A 15550-nucleotide genomic window follows, 5' to 3' on the forward strand; every position below is an offset into this window, starting at 1 on the left:
GTTTTAAAATTTGTTTATTTCAAAAAAAAATCACAAAATTTGCATCAGAAAATAAATCATTAACCAAATTAATAACGAAGACAATGTTTGTACTAAACTTTACCTCTCAAAACATCACATCAGGATTAGATTCTGTTGGTATGTGTCTTCGTGGCTTTTCGCAATCATAGCAAATCAATTTTAGATATATGAACAAGCCCGAAGGAAATTAACTTTCGGGCTTTTTTTATTCTAGACACTTCAAAAAATTCCCGATACCCCGAACTCAATTTATCTATTGGAGATAAAATGCTTTTGCCTTGTATTTTCTAATACTTGGCAGGAAAACTATAATTTAAATTTTTTTAAATGGACAATTATCTTTTAGATGATTACATCTTGTGTAGTCGTTTGAAGAAAAAAAAGCAAAAGAAGAGTGCAGTTAAAAAAGATTTTGAGAAACAATTAATTCAGTTAGATAAGTTTGAGGATGAGCTATTGCATAAGCGTAGAGCTTTACCATTAGTGCCTTTGGCAACACCTTATCAAAAAGGATGGGAACGCAATTTTGTACTTAGGGAAGATATTGCGAGATCTAAAGAAGCATTGTTCTATAAAACATTATTGGAGAAGATAAATACGGTGCAATATTCTTCTGAGAAATCTTTTAAGAAAAAGAAAAAGAAGAAAAGAAAGCATGTATACGTCGAGAAACTTCAGATTGTAAAAGAATTTTCAGAATCGGAATGGAGAAGTCCAAAACTAACATTAACAGACAAAGAAAAAATACATTTTTATAAGAGGGAACGATGGTGTCCTAATTGTAAACGCTATAAGATCCATTATATATTTGATGAGCCTTGGCGATATGTATTGCGTGTGAGACCAAATATGATAACACATACTAAAATGGTCGATGGTGTTTTGGAAAGTGAAATTGCTAGGATAAGTAATTATATCACGAATCATTTTCTTCGAAATTCAATGATAAAAATTGCACACGGAAGTGTGAACTATTGGAGATGGAATACTAAGAAATTGAAATATCTAAATCCATTGAACAATAAACAGATTCATACCGTAATGGATGAATATTATAAAGAAATAGAATATCTAAATAAAGAGTCATTAGAACTCATAAGATAAAAAATATAATGGGAAATAAATTATCCGGAAAAGACCTGATTAAAATAGGCTTTCCAAAAAATAATAGTATCAACATTGCCTTGGGGCAAATAAACAGATACAGAAAACGAGAAAAAAAAGAGAGTATATTAAACGAAGCCAAAGAAGTTTTACTATCTCCTGAAAAATTTACAGGACATGGTACTTGGGGTAAAGTTGCTGAAGGATTGGTAAATCCGGTACAAGTAAGAATGCATCAGCTTAATAATACAAGAGCGCCTTTTTCCATATTTGGAGAAAATGAAATTGATGAGCAAGCTAAATATCAGTTATACGATGCTTTAAAATTGCCAATTTCGGTTGCTGGAGCTTTAATGCCCGATGCACATTCGGGCTACGGACTGCCAATAGGTGGTGTACTGGCAACAGACAATGCTGTGATTCCGTATGGAGTAGGAGTGGATATTGGTTGCCGAATGAGTTTGTCAATTTTTGATATTCCTGCGTCTTTTTTTAAAGGAAAAGACCATCAGTTACAAGCAATCTTAAAAGATAATACCAAGTTTGGAATGTATGAAACACATACAATACGAGCAGATCATGAAGTGTTTAGCCGAAGCGAGTTTCAGGATATTCCGCTTATAAAAAGTTTGTTGAGTAAAGCCTACAAACAACTTGGTACTTCGGGAGGAGGAAACCATTTTGTAGAGTTTGGAATTGCTAAAATAACAAATCCGCTTAATGAATGGAAAATTGGTGTAGGTGAATATTTTGCTGTGCTTTCGCATAGTGGTTCAAGAGGTTTGGGAGCTAATATTGCTAAACATTATACGTACTTGGCAACAAAACAATGTCCGTTACCTAAAAATGTACAGCATCTGGCTTGGTTAGATTTAAATACGCACGACGGACAGGAATATTGGCTGGCTATGAATTTAGCTGGTGATTATGCCAAGGCTTGTCATGATGATATTCATCGCAGAATTGCTAAAGCGATTGGTAAACGTGTGGTTGTAACAATCGAAAACCAGCACAATTTTGCTTGGAAAGAAATGGTAAATGGCAAAGAAGCTATTGTACATCGTAAAGGTGCAACTCCAGCTAATGCAGGTGAACTTGGGATTATTCCAGGGTCTATGACTGCACCTGGATTTATTGTTCAGGGCAAGGGAAATACGGAGAGTTTAAACTCTGCATCTCATGGAGCTGGACGACTTTTTTCTCGTAGAAAATGCAAGGAATCGTTTACACAAAGTGAGATTAACAAAGTCTTAAAAGCAAACGACGTATGCTTGATTGGTGGTAATATAGATGAAGCGCCAATGGCATATAAAGACATTAATAAAGTAATGGCTAATCAAACGGAATTGGTGGATGTGTTAGGCACGTTTACACCAAAAATCGTTAGAATGGACAGATAAACAAGTTCAAGATTATGGAAAGGTTTAAAGATGAAAATAAATGGTTAGGCAGTTTTGGAAATGAAATTTTGGTAAAATGTCCAAAATGTGCTTCTCAAGCAGTTGTTAGGAGAGCTTTGGAATCTGAACTTTATTATAGAGATAAAAGAATTTTAGAATGTAAAAATTGCTATTATTCTTTAAAAGAAGGGATGTTAAAATACATTGCTTATGTAGATACTTATTGCTGTAATAATGAAGACAAGATAAAGTTTGAGTCGCAATTACTAAATATGAAACCAGAAACAATCAAGCTAAAATGTTCAATATGTAATGAGATAAAAGAGTTTAAGCCTAATATAAAAGAAGTTCCTTTTGTGTTAGATACTGATAAATCATTACAAAGAGTAGGTGCTTTTAATGCTGAAATATGGTATCAGAAAGAATTTGACCAATCAATTTTTTGGGCTTATAATTTGGAACATATCAATTACTTAGAGAGATACATTAAAGCTGATTTAAGAGAAAGAAACAATAACGGAAGTGGTAACGGGACAATGGTTTCCAGACTTCCGAAATTTGTAAAAGAAGCAAAGAACAGAGAAAAACTGTTGAAAATTATAGAGAAATGGAAAAAATAATTCAAATAACATCAGGTCGTGGCCCAGCAGAATGTAGCTGGGTTGTGGCTCAGGTTTTAAAGACTTTTCTGGAAGAAGCAAATGATAATAAAATAAAAACAACATTGCTTCAGAGAGAAACAGGAATTGAAAATGGTACGGTCGAAACGGCTACAATTTTATTAGAGAGTAATAATCTTAATGAGTTTGTAAACTCTTGGATTGGAACAATCCAATGGATAGGGCAGAGTCAATTCAGGAAATTTCATAAACGTAAAAATTGGTTTATCGGGATTTTTGAAATTGATAAAGCAACAACAACTCAAATTTCTGAAAATGATATTCAGTATCAGGCAATGCGTAGTTCGGGTGCTGGTGGGCAACATGTAAACAAAGTGAGTTCGGCAGTAAGAGCAACTCATATTCCTACAGGAATAAGTGTTGTGTCGATGGATTCACGGTCGCAGCATCAGAATAAAAAGCTAGCTACCGAGAGATTATTACAGAAGTTTAAGGATGAAACTGTAAAGCAGTTTAAAGCCGAATTTCAGGCTCAATGGATGAATCAATTGCAAATTCAGCGAGGAAACCCAATTCGGGTTTTTCAAGGCTCGGATTTTAAAAAACAAAAACAAACAAAAAATTACAAACAGGAAAGGCAAAGATTAAAAAGAGAAGATTATTTAGATAATGATTGATTTCTAAATCTCTGAATTTCTAAACAGAATAAACTATGAAAACAGTAGATAAATATCTTTTTCAGGCATTAGATAGTTATCCATATTCGCTGGAAGAAACCATCGAATCATTGGATTATGCTTTGTCTTATGATGATAAAAATACAATGGCTTTGTGTTTATATGGACAGGTTTTAAGCGACCAGTTATTTAAATATGAAGAAGCCAAAGAATACTTTCAACAGGCAATTTCGATTAATATTAATGCAATCGAAGTGTATACTTTTTACATTCATACCTTAGTTTTAAATGAAGATTATGAGGAAGCCGTGAAGTTGATTGATTTTGCATTAACAATTAAAGGAATTAATAAAACAGAAATTCTTCTGAAGAAAGTGATGCTTTTAGAAAGTCAACAAGAGTTTAAAAAAGCCTTGAAAGCAATGAAAGAGGCTAAACTTGCAACTTTAAATTCAGCTTATGATTATGGTATTGAAGAAACCGAAAAAAGATTAAATAAAAAATTTGATAAAGGTTCTGGAAAAAGTAAGTCAGATAAGAAGAAAAAGAAAAATAAGTAAAGAAAAAAAGGATGCTGTAAGGCATCCTTTTTTAGTTATATAATTTATCGTTTTAAAGTGAAATGTCCTCTAAACGATGTACCGTCTAATCGGGTTATTGTAAACCAATAATCAGAAGCGGGTTCTTGGCGACCAATGTATGTTCCGTCCCAAGAATCGTTTTTATGTAATTCTTTGATGAATTTACCGTAACGGTCAAAGATTCTAATCCCGGTGTTTGGAGCTAAATAATCAAAATCAATTGTCCATGTGTCGTTGTAGCCATCATTATTTGGAGTGAAAAATTTCGGAAAAGGAAATTCCTTCATGTAATTAATGCATTCTACAGTAGTTGGTTTAAGAATTTGTATTGTAATAGGAGTTCTATTGCTTTCGCAGCCATCAATAGTTTGAGAAGCATAATACCTATTCCCATTTTCAAGTGGAGTTGTTTCGGATAAACTAGTTCCTAGCGTTGCTGTGTTATACCATTTTATATTTTCGCCAGTAATTTTGATGTTATTTATTGTAGCATTTTGTTGTTCGCAAAAAGTCTGAATTGCATTTCCAGACGGAGCTTGTGTATCTTGAATTTTTATAGCAACGACATATCTTTCGCTTTCACAACCATTTAATGTTTGCGTAGCGTAATAAGTACCGTTTTGTAGTATCGTAGTAATAGGTAAAATATTCCCAGCTGTTTTGGCATCATACCATGTAGTTAATGTTCCAGTTATATCAATATCATTTATAGTAGCATTTTCATAGATACAGAAAGTTTGTTTGTTATTTCCATTTGGTAAAGGAGTATCATAAACTTTGATAGAAATTGGAGTTCTCTGGCTTTCGCATCCTACATTTTGTGAAGCATAATAAGTCGTATTATCTTGTAATAATGTACCATTCGCTAATGTAGTGGTCGAAGTGTTTGATTCGTACCATTTTATATTTGTGCCAAAAACAGCAATATTATCTAAAGTCGCTTTCTGACTTTTACAAAAGGATTGATTGGGATTTCCTGTCGGAGCAAGAGGTGTATTACCAACCGTCACGGTAATTCCAAATCTTTCACTTTCGCAATTATTAAGAGTTTGCGATGCAAAATAAGTTTTTCTGTTTTGAAGGTTAGTTGTCGGTGGCAGAAGATTCCCATTTGAAATTGCATCATACCATTTTATTGCATCTCCATTAACTTGAATATTTGCTATAGTTGGGTTTTGTCCAGAACAAAAAGGCTGATTTGCAGTTCCTGTTGGAGGAGGAGTATTCGAGATATTTATTGCTACTGGAACTCTTTCGCTTTCGCAGCCACTTATCATTTGCGAAGCGTAATATGTAGTTCCGTTTTGTAGTAATGTTGTATTCAATAAAAGATTCCCAGCTGTTAGCGCATCGTACCATTTTATATTTTGACCAGTTGTTATTGCTATGTCATTTATTGTTGGATTTTGCAGAATACAAAAGGATTGAGGAGTATTAGCAACAGGAAGTGGTTGACTTGTAATAGTAACGGTTTGATTTTGGGTAGACTTATTCCCGTTTCCGTCATTATAATTCCAGACAATTGTATAATTTCCAGCTAAGCTATAAGACAAAGGATTTGTAGTTGTACCAGTGATTGCTCCTGCACAAACATCAGTAGCAGTAGGAATTGTAGTCACTGTTGTGTGACAATCTCCCGTTATAGTAGGAAGAATGGTAATGTCTGGAATTGGAGGTTGAATGTCACCAATAACGACTGTGGTTTTTCCGGTATCATCACAACCTCCTGTTCCTGTAATTAAACAACTGTATTCGCCACTATTATTAACTGTAGTATTTATTATTGTTGGATTTTGATCTGTTGAGGTAAATCCGTTTGGTCCTGTCCATAAATAACTAGTTCCTCCAGAAGCTTTAAGTTCTAATGTTTTGCCAATACAAACAGGGGAATTGCTTGATGCTAATGGATTTGATAGGCAGTCTTGGAATTCTGCAATAAAAATATCAATAAATCCACCGCCATTCGTTTTATGTACTCCTGGCGTACTTAAATCTGTTGAGTCATCGTAAACTGTACGACCAGAAACAACAATTTTTCCTGCTAAGTAATCAATACTTTTTAGGAAATCTCCTCCTTTTCCACCATAATAAGTACCCCAATTTAAGTTTCCATTTGTTGAGAATTTTGCAATGTATCCATCAGGACCGATTTTAATAGTACTTTGAAAAGAATTTGGAGTAGAGATATTATTTGGACTATCGGTATAACCAATTAAATAAATATTACCTTCAGCTGAAATAAAACAGTTTGTACCGGAATCAGTATATAATGTAGAATCATCACCAAAATATGTTCCCCATTGTCTCTCACCATTTGTATTAAATTTTGCTATGAAGGCATCTTGACCTCCAATATTTTGAGAAGTTTTAAATGCTCCGGGTGTAGACATATTGTTTGAACTAGTTGTAGTCCCAATAATATAAATATTATTTGCATTATCGCTTCCAATTCCACTTATTAAATCTGAATTTGCAGACGGATCTATAACTGTTTTATCTCCACCATAATAAGTGCACCAAAGTTTAGTAAAACTAGGACTAAATTTAATTACAAAAACATCATTAGAATTATGATTTGTTTTAAAAGCCCCATTGGTTGAGATATTTGGAAAACTGTAAAAATCGCTAAAGTATTGATCACCTGCTAGAATTATATTGTCGTTTGCGTCTATTGTACTACATTTTATCACAAACGGGAAATAACTTCCATAAAGTCGATTACCATCTTTATTAAATTTGGCGAAGAATCCTGTATAATCAGAGGAATTACTTAAGGTAGTTTGATATCCATCTGGAGTTGCAATTCCTTCATAACTATGAGTTTCTCCAGCTATTATTATATTTTCCTGACTATCTAAAGAAATAGCATCTATCCGATCAAAATTTTGTCCACCATAATAAGTTCCCCAAATTCGTTGGCCGTTCGTATCAAATTTCATCAACAGACCATCCGTGAAATCTCCAATTTCCTTAAATGAATTAGGAGTTGCAAGTGATCCTGCTCTAGCATATCCAACAAGGTAAATCTGATTTAGAGAATTAATTTTAGCATTCTGTATGCCTGCCCCCATTAGGAATGTTCCCCAAATTCTTACTCCATTTGAATTTAACTTAGCCATAAAACCATTTCCAACGAAATTAGTTGGATTTGACTCAAAAGTACCACTTGTTGCAATGTTATTAGTGTTCTCAGTATATCCTGTAAAAATAGTATTCCCTAGAAGATCAAAACCGACAAAATTTGGCTCGTTAGTAAGGTATTTGTCTCCATAATAAGTCCCCCAAAGTCTAATAGGTACAGGATCAATAACGATAGTTTTATCTGTAACAGCAACTGAGCTACTAAATCCATAAACATTTCTCTTAATCTTAGTATAACCAACTGCAATCTCTTTTTTATTATTTCCTTCTTCAATCCAACTTGCAGGCAGCGTTTCTTCCATTTTTCCAAAGCGAACATTCATCAGGATTTTATTATCTACCAAATCAGTTTCAGCACCATTAAATTTTAATTGGATATCTGATATTTTTCCTTTTGGATGTATGATAAAATTATATTCTACAGTTTTTTTAGGATCATCAGGAATTGTAAAAACAACATCGATATTAGGATAGATGTTTTTATATGTAATTTGTTTGTATTGACATACACCAATAATTCCTTCGGGTTTATTTGGTACATTGTAGTAATTATCAAAGTCGCTTGATTTTTGTTCAGCAATGAATTCAACTTTAGAATTTGAATTCACAAAATCAATATCTATTCGGTGGAATAAATATTCTAAATTATATTCTAAATTATATTCTGGATTTTCTTCTTTTTCCGGAATTAAATAGGGAAGTGTTTTTGACGTTGAAGGATGTGTAATTGGAGTTTTCTTTACTTCATAAATGTCATAAGAAAAGCCATTTTTCTTTAATTGAACATTTAAGCCTCCAGAATTTAGTAAATATTTTACTGCATTATTTGGTTTCCCTTTTTGATCAATTATTTGGCCTTTATTCTCTTTAAATCCAATAGATTGATTTTTATTTTGAGCAAATATCGGAAGATTAATTATTAAAAATAGAAAAAGTAAAGTATGCTTCATAGTGGTATTTTAAACGGATGTAAATGTAATTAAATATCTGTTAAAAAAAGTAGGAGTAAAATAGGAGTTTTAAAAAAAGAGAGGAATAAAAATAGCTATAAGACTCGCCAAATCTTTTTATAAAAAGTCCCTAAATATGCCTTATTTTTGCACAAAACATTTCCCTTTGAAAACTAAGCTTTTTATAATCACTCCTCCTTTTACACAACTGAATACACCGTATCCGGCAACCGCCTATATCAAAGGGTTTCTGAATACTAAAAATATAGAATCGGTTCAGGCAGATTTAGGAATCGAAGTGATTTTAGAATTGTTTTCGAAAGAGGGATTGAAGAATTTGTTTAAAGCTTATGAAGATAAGGTAGAAGCAAGAAGTAAGAGTAATCAAAATTTGGTCGATGCTGAAAAAATCTCGGATAACTCCAAACGTATTTTTGCTTTACAAGATGAGTATCTTAAAACGATTGATGCTGTTATTGCTTTTTTGCAAGGAAAGAACCCAACATTGGCATTGCAAATTTGTCAGGAAGATTTCTTGCCTGAGGCTTCTCGATTTGTGCAATTGGAAGAACTCGATTGGGCTTTTGGAACAATGGGAACGCAGGATAAAGCAAAACATTTGGCGACATTATATCTCGAAGATATCTCAGATTTTATAGTAGAATGTGTTGATGAGAATTTTGGATTTAGCCGTTATGCCGAACGTTTAGGTCGAAGCGCCAATTCTTTTGATGAATTATACCAAGCTTTGCAACAAGAGCCAACTTATATTGATGAAGTTTTAATATCGATTTTAAAAGAAAGAATTGAATCGGTTAAACCAACTTTGTTTTTAATTTCAGTCCCTTTTCCTGGGAATTTATATAGTGCTTTTAGATGTGCACAATGGGTAAAACAGAATCATCCTGAAATTAGAATTTCGATGGGTGGCGGTTTTCCAAATACTGAATTACGTTCGTTATCAGACGCTCGTGTTTTTGAGTTTTTTGACTTTATCACTTTGGATGATGGGGAAGTACCTATTGAATTGATAGTTGATAATTGTGAATTGAAAGTTTCTGATGAGTATAAAAGAACTTTTTTACTCGAAGAAGGGAAAGTTGTTTACAAAAACAATTCGTTACGACATGATTATAAACAATCTCAGGTTGGAACACCGGATTATTCTGATTTGCTTTTGGATAAGTATATTTCGGTTATCGAAATTGTCAATCCGATGCATCGTATGTGGAGCGACGGACGCTGGAATAAACTAACGATGGCGCACGGTTGTTATTGGGGAAAATGTACGTTTTGTGATATTTCATTAGATTATATAAAGGTTTACGAACCTGTTGCTGCTAGTTTGTTGTGTGACCGAATGGAAGACATGATGAAGCAAACGGGGCAAAATGGTTTTCATTATGTAGATGAAGCTGCTCCGCCTGCGCTTATGCGTGCTTTGGCTCTTGAGATTCTTCGAAGAAAATTAGCGGTAACATGGTGGACAAACATTCGTTTTGAGAAAAGTTTTTCTGCCGATTTATGTTTGTTGCTAAAAGCTTCGGGATGTATTGCCGTTTCTGGTGGTTTGGAAGTTGCTTCGGATAGATTATTGAAACTGATAGATAAAGGTGTTACAGTTGAACAAGTGGCAAAAGTCACCCGCAATTTTACCGAAGCAGGTATTATGGTTCATGCGTATTTAATGTATGGATACCCGACACAAACGGTTCAGGAAACAGTTGATAGCCTCGAAATGGTACGTCAGTTGTTTGAAGCAGGAGTTTTACAATCGGGATTTTGGCATCAGTTTGCTATGACAGCACATAGTCCAGTTGGGATGTATCCTGAAAAATTTGGAGTGGTTAAAGAAACAGAAGCCATTGGGGCTTTTGCTAATAACGATATTAATTATACCGATAAAACAGGAATAGATCATGATAAATTCAGCTTTGGATTAAAGAAATCACTATTTAATTTCATGCACGGAATCTGTTTTGATTATGAGCTTCAGGATTGGTTTGATTTTAAAATTCCTAAAACGAAGATTGGATCCGACTTTATTTATGATGCTTTACAGGAATCTGAAGATTTTAATATAAAGCCTACTGCCAAAATTGTTTGGCTGGGAGGAAAGCCTTTTACAGAATCTTTTACCAAATCTAAAAAAGGAAATTTGTGGGAAATGCTAACGCTTACTTTTCATGATAAAAAAGAAAGCTTCAGTGTTCAGACCAATAAAAATGAAGGAGAATGGTTAGTTGAAATACTACAGAAAATTTCTTCTTCTAAAACTAAAACCTATACATTTCAGGAGATAAAAACTGATTTTGAAACCAATTTTGAGGACTTTGAATTGTTTTGGTATTCTAAACCTGTAAATACTTTAAGAGAATTTGGATTGTTGGTGTTGTAGTAGATTATTACGCAAAGTTTCACAAAGAGAAAACGTAAAGGGTTATTGTATAAAAGGCCTTCTTCCGTCCCTAAGTTTCGGGATTGGGACGTTCAGGATGATAAAATTGAGATGTTTAGCAAATAGACGAAACAAGTCAGCGTAAGATAGATAACGATTAGTTTTAATCGTTGTGGAATTATATTGAGAAGACGCACTGCGGTGCGTCTCTACAGGCATTGCGTAATAACTGTTGAGCTTTTACTTTTTAATCTTAGTCCCTCAGAACCTCAGTAACTTCCTTTGAACCTTTGTCGCTCTGTCCCTCTGTCCCTCTGCACCTTAAGAATCAACCTTAAACCTAAACCCAATTCCGTGTAAGTTCTCGATAACAATTCCTTTTTCGTTTACTAGGATTTTGCGCAGGCGTGAAATAAAAACATCGAGACTTCGTCCCATAAAATAATCATCATCACCCCAAAGAGAAGTAAGGATTTGTTCCCTTTTTAAAACGGTATTTTTGTTGTCGATAAACAACTTCAGAAGTTCTGACTCGCGTTGTGTAAGACTTGTTTTTTCATTTTCATTGTATAAAATGAAATTTTGAATGTCAAAATGGTATTTCCCAATTTTATAAACCGATTTATCTATGGTGTCATTCTTTTGCGAACGCTTTAAAAAAATTTCAATTTTAAGGAGCAATTCTTCAATACTAAAAGGTTTCACGAGATAATCATCGGCACCCAATCGCAATCCTTTTATTCTGTCTTCTTTTAGTGTTTTTGCCGAAAGGAAAATAATAGGAATATCGGAGTTGATTTTTCTTATTTCGGTAGCGAGTTCAAATCCGTCTATTTTTGGCATCATAATATCCAGAATACAAATATCGAAGTTCCCTTTATTAAAGGCTTCCAAACCCAATTCTCCATCACAGCAATGTGTTACCTCATAATTATTTTGTTCCAAATTATCTTTGGTAAGAAACGCCAAGGTTTCATCATCTTCAGTGTAAAGAATTTTGAAAATACTCATTTTTTGTACGGAATTAAGATGGTTATGGTTATCCCTTTTTCGGGATTGTTAATAGCATTGATTTTCCATTGATGCAAGTTGCAAATCTTTTTTACATAATACAAGCCCAATCCAAAACCATTAGATTGCGTACTTTTTTCATTTGGAATCCTATAAAACTTATCGAAGATAAAAGAAATATTTTTGTTAGCAATACCAATTCCGTTATCTATAAAGGCAATTTTTAATAGCTGGTTTTCAGTAGTTAAACGAATTGTGATTTTTGGTTTAGTATCACAATATTTTATAGCATTATCAAGAAGGTTGTAAACAATGTTTGTAAAATGAAAAACATCGGCAACAATATGATAATTTGTGGCAGCAGATTCAATTTTTATATCAGTTTCGGGATATTTTAGCTTGATGTTTTCTATTGTTTCCTCAATAGCAGGAATAATTGAAATCTCTTTTAATTCGAGCTCCAAAGGGGTGTAATCAGACTTTGCAATGCTCAAAATCTTCTCGATATGATTGTTTAATTTGCCACTTTGACTGATAATGATTTCGGTATATTTTTCGAGTTTCTTGTCTTCCTTAATAGGGTTCTGTTTTATTAAATAATTAGAAGCGATTAAAATAGAAGCCAAAGGTGTTTTAAATTCATGGGTCATATTATTGATAAAATCGCGTTGTAACTCAGAGTATTTCTTTTGCTGTAAAAGCGTAAAAATCGAATAGATATAAATTAGTAAAATGACAATAAGCATTATCGAAAGCACAAACCAAAAACGCATGGAGCTGAAGATATAGCTGGTTTCATTAGGAAAACGAACAGCGAAGTAATAGACTAGATTTTTGTGTTTCGGGAAATAAACTGACTGTTTTTCTTTTGAATTTTTGGATAAAGAAACATGATTTCCATAAACCATTTCATTGCTTTGACAATTGTACATAGCATATTCAAAATCGGTTGTAATATTCATTTTTTTGAATTCCGATTTCAAATAAAACTCTAAGATGTCCGGTTCAAAATCATTTTCGATGTTTACAACATAATAGTCATTGGATATTTTCTGGATAGGACTTTGTGCAGGCAACTCGTTACTACTACTTTCATGTAATTTTTTGGCAACTTCAAGTAACGCAATATGTGTTTTCTGATTCAGTTTTTTTTGCTCAAGCATAAAAGCTTCCTTGGTCCATAGTAATTGTGCGACCAATATGCCGATAATTGCTATAAACCCCAGAAGGATAATACTGTTGAGTCTGTTTATTTTCACTTAAATAGAATTTTCAAGGTGTAATATTAATCAAAAATATCTTTAAATATAGCGATTAACAAGTCGTTAACAAACATTTGAGATCGATTAACAGCGTTCCGTTTTTATGTGATTTACATTTGTAATGTTCAAAATATGAAAAACCAAATAATCATTTAAATTTTAGACTTATGAAAATTATCAGACCTTTATTATTAGTATTTACATTAGGATTAATGTCTTTTTCTGCAATTGCTCCAGTGCAATCATTAGTAGAAAATAATGTTGTAGCTGCAGCAGGAATTGCATGGAAAGCTGAAACGATTGATGTGGGACAGATCCCTCAGAATGTACCAAAAGCAATTGATTTTGAATTTAAAAACACAGGAAAAACAGCTGTAGTTATTACAAGTGTTCAAGGTTCATGTGGATGTACAGCAACAAATTATACAAAAGAACCGATTCTTCCTGGAAAATCGGCAAAAATTACAGCAACATACAATGCTGCCAATAAAGGTGCTTTTTCTAAAACTGTTACAGTTGTAACAAGTGCAGAAACAACACCAAAAGTACTTACTTTGAAAGGGATAGTTTTATAATAAGTAGTTTAATATCTCTGAACTCCAAACAACTCAACTTGTTTGGAGTTTTTTTATGTTTATTTCTGAAGTAATTATAGGTAGATTGTAAAGCAAAGATTAAATTTTTATAAATGGTTTGTTTCTACTAAAACTTTTCTATTTTTATTAAAAAATATATTATGAAAGTTTTGTATCCACTTGTAGCTGTTGCTATTTTTTTTGCTACTATTTCTTGCAATAAAAAGTCAGAAAAGAAAGAGGGAGAGTCAAAAAACACTTCAGGGAAAGTAGTTCCCGAATTAAAAATTGCAATAGATAGTTCAAGTATTATTACTTTTTATCAGGCATACCCTAAATTGCTGAAATTTCAGAATGATGTTTTGGCATTATACAAGAAAAATAAGTCTACTCAATTGTGGTTGGATAATAAAGGAGTTGTAGAGTTCGCACATACATTATTTAATAAGTATAATGGATTGGATCAGGAAGGTTTAAAAGCTAATTTTCCTTATAGCGACAAGATTAGTACTATTTTTGAGCATACTTCAGAAAACCAATTATCACAAGTAGATACAGATTTAATGATTACGAATCTATATTTTTATTATGTTCAGAAAGTATCTGGGGTAGATGAAAAAACAACTAAATCATTAGAATGGCTTTTACCTCGTAAAAAAGTGAATTATCAGGTTTTTACAGATTCAATTTATAAAAAATCTACTATAAGTGATGACAAAAAGAACAAAATGTTCAGCCAGTATTACAAACTTCGTGATGCACTTCATCAATATAGAGAAATTGAAAAAAAAGGAGATTGGAAATCAATTGAGGTAGGTGATGATTTTAAAAGTCTAAAAAAAGGAGATTCAGCACTTGCTGTTGCGCAAATCAGAGAGCGATTGTTTATAACGGGTAATCTTAAAGAGGATAATAAGAGTTTAGTTTTTGATGATGTTTTGGTCGAAGGGGTTAAAAATTATCAATCACACAACGGGAATACTGTAAATGGGAAAATTACATCGGAGCATATTGCAGAAATGAATATTCCGGTATCTGACAGGATTAAAACCATAATTGCTAATATGGAGCGTTGTAGATGGATTGATCCTGAACTCGAAAAAGGAAAAGAATATATAGAAGTTAATATCCCTGAGTTTAAATTGTATTTAATTCGTGATAACGAAATTGCTTTTGTATCGGCTGTTGTTGTGGGAAAAATGATGACTCAAACTGTTATTTTTAGCGGAATGATGAGTTATATTGTTTTTAGTCCGTATTGGAATGTCCCTACAAGTATCATTAATTCAGAGATTAAACCAGGAATGGCTAAAGACAAAAATTATTTGGCAAAGAAAAACCTGGAATGGAATAATGGAGCTGTTCGTCAGCTACCAGGGAAAAATAATTCGCTTGGTTTAGTGAAGTTTTTATTTCCAAACTCAAATAATATTTATTTGCATGACACTCCTGCAAAAAGTTTGTTCGAAAGAGAAAATAGAGCTTTTAGTCATGGTTGTGTGCGTGTAGCAAAACCAAGAGAGTTTGCAATTGAGTTATTAAAACAAGATCCTAAATGGACCCCTGAGCGAATTGATAAAGCAATGCATACAGGCAAAGAAAGTTGGTATACGCTAAAGAAGAAAATCCCCGTTTATATCGGTTATTTTACCGCTTGGGTAGATCGAGATGGGAATTTGAATTTTTATAAAGACATTTATAAAAGAGATGAAAGTCTTATAAAGCTACTTACAGAAGAATAAGGTTTTGTGTAGAATAGAACGCGAATCTGTGTCATCCGCGTTCTATTCTAGGTAATCCTAAATTAGCA

Annotated in this window: 11 protein-coding genes; 8 read left to right on the top strand and 3 right to left on the bottom strand. The window is 33.0% G+C overall.

Features of this window, described 5'->3' with window-relative positions; all coding sequences use genetic code 11:
• Positions 1–348 precede the first annotated feature (348 nt).
• Genes B8T70_RS04580 through B8T70_RS04600 form a run of 5 tightly spaced genes read left to right on the top strand, consistent with a single transcriptional unit; the run spans position 349 to position 4382 of the window.
• Positions 349–1125: a hypothetical protein gene (locus tag B8T70_RS04580; RefSeq protein ID WP_086894083.1), complete on the top strand. Its 777-nt coding sequence runs from the start codon at positions 349–351 to the stop codon at positions 1123–1125.
• Positions 1126–1133: 8 nt separating this feature from the next.
• Positions 1134–2525, top strand: a complete 1392-nt coding sequence (locus tag B8T70_RS04585) for an RtcB family protein (RefSeq protein ID WP_086894084.1) — start codon at positions 1134–1136, stop codon at positions 2523–2525.
• A gap of 14 nt (positions 2526–2539) precedes the next feature.
• The gene (locus B8T70_RS04590) at positions 2540–3145 is read left to right on the top strand and encodes a hypothetical protein (RefSeq protein ID WP_086894085.1); all 606 of its coding nucleotides are present in this window, start codon (positions 2540–2542) and stop codon (positions 3143–3145) included.
• The gene (gene prfH, locus B8T70_RS04595; RefSeq protein WP_086894086.1) at positions 3133–3822 is read left to right on the top strand and encodes a peptide chain release factor H; all 690 of its coding nucleotides are present in this window, start codon (positions 3133–3135) and stop codon (positions 3820–3822) included. The genes B8T70_RS04590 and prfH overlap by 13 nt, the downstream gene beginning before the upstream one ends.
• Positions 3823–3857: 35 nt before the next feature.
• Positions 3858–4382, top strand: a complete 525-nt coding sequence (locus B8T70_RS04600; RefSeq protein WP_086894087.1) for a hypothetical protein — start codon at positions 3858–3860, stop codon at positions 4380–4382.
• Positions 4383–4426: 44 nt separating this feature from the next.
• Here B8T70_RS04600 and B8T70_RS04605 read toward each other — a convergent pair whose 3' ends face one another.
• Entirely contained in the window at positions 4427–8494 is a 4068-nt protein-coding gene (locus B8T70_RS04605; protein WP_086894088.1) for a T9SS type B sorting domain-containing protein, read from the bottom strand.
• A 166-nt stretch (positions 8495–8660) separates the two neighbouring features.
• Here B8T70_RS04605 and B8T70_RS04610 point away from each other — a divergent pair, with 166 nt between their 5' ends.
• Positions 8661–10892 carry a radical SAM protein gene (locus B8T70_RS04610; RefSeq protein ID WP_165763188.1) on the top strand — a complete coding sequence of 744 codons (2232 nt, stop codon included), beginning with the start codon at positions 8661–8663 and terminating at the stop codon, positions 10890–10892.
• A gap of 321 nt (positions 10893–11213) precedes the next feature.
• Here the strand turns inward: B8T70_RS04610 and B8T70_RS04615 are convergent, their stop codons facing one another.
• On the bottom strand, positions 11214–11903 hold the full coding sequence (locus B8T70_RS04615; protein ID WP_086894090.1) for a response regulator transcription factor: 690 nt from the start codon (positions 11901–11903) through the stop codon (positions 11214–11216).
• Positions 11900–13162, bottom strand: a complete 1263-nt coding sequence (locus tag B8T70_RS04620) for a sensor histidine kinase KdpD (protein WP_039119963.1) — start codon at positions 13160–13162, stop codon at positions 11900–11902. Before B8T70_RS04620 ends, B8T70_RS04615 begins: the two co-directional genes overlap by 4 nt.
• A gap of 170 nt (positions 13163–13332) precedes the next feature.
• Here B8T70_RS04620 and B8T70_RS04625 point away from each other — a divergent pair, with 170 nt between their 5' ends.
• Complete coding sequence (locus B8T70_RS04625; RefSeq protein WP_039111192.1) at positions 13333–13740, top strand: DUF1573 domain-containing protein; 408 nt, start codon at positions 13333–13335, stop codon at positions 13738–13740.
• Between the two features lie 161 nt (positions 13741–13901).
• Positions 13902–15482, top strand: a complete 1581-nt coding sequence (locus B8T70_RS04630; RefSeq protein WP_086894091.1) for a murein L,D-transpeptidase — start codon at positions 13902–13904, stop codon at positions 15480–15482.
• Positions 15483–15550: the final 68 nt, after the last annotated feature.

This window comes from Flavobacterium sp. AJR, from assembly GCF_002156885.1.
Taxonomy (GTDB): Bacteria; Bacteroidota; Bacteroidia; order Flavobacteriales; family Flavobacteriaceae; genus Flavobacterium.

Excerpts from the sequence above, each read along its gene's own strand:
- B8T70_RS04580 (WP_086894083.1), top strand. The coding sequence starts at position 349 with ATGGACAATTATCTTTTAGATGATTACATCTTGTGTAGTCGTTTGAAG.
- B8T70_RS04585 (WP_086894084.1), top strand. The coding sequence starts at position 1,134 with ATGGGAAATAAATTATCCGGAAAAGACCTGATTAAAATAGGCTTTCCA.
- B8T70_RS04590 (WP_086894085.1), top strand. The coding sequence starts at position 2,540 with ATGGAAAGGTTTAAAGATGAAAATAAATGGTTAGGCAGTTTTGGAAAT.
- prfH (WP_086894086.1), top strand. The coding sequence starts at position 3,133 with ATGGAAAAAATAATTCAAATAACATCAGGTCGTGGCCCAGCAGAATGT.
- B8T70_RS04600 (WP_086894087.1), top strand. The coding sequence starts at position 3,858 with ATGAAAACAGTAGATAAATATCTTTTTCAGGCATTAGATAGTTATCCA.
- B8T70_RS04605 (WP_086894088.1), bottom strand. The coding sequence starts at position 8,494 with ATGAAGCATACTTTACTTTTTCTATTTTTAATAATTAATCTTCCGATA.
- B8T70_RS04615 (WP_086894090.1), bottom strand. The coding sequence starts at position 11,903 with ATGAGTATTTTCAAAATTCTTTACACTGAAGATGATGAAACCTTGGCG.
- B8T70_RS04625 (WP_039111192.1), top strand. The coding sequence starts at position 13,333 with ATGAAAATTATCAGACCTTTATTATTAGTATTTACATTAGGATTAATG.
- B8T70_RS04630 (WP_086894091.1), top strand. The coding sequence starts at position 13,902 with ATGAAAGTTTTGTATCCACTTGTAGCTGTTGCTATTTTTTTTGCTACT.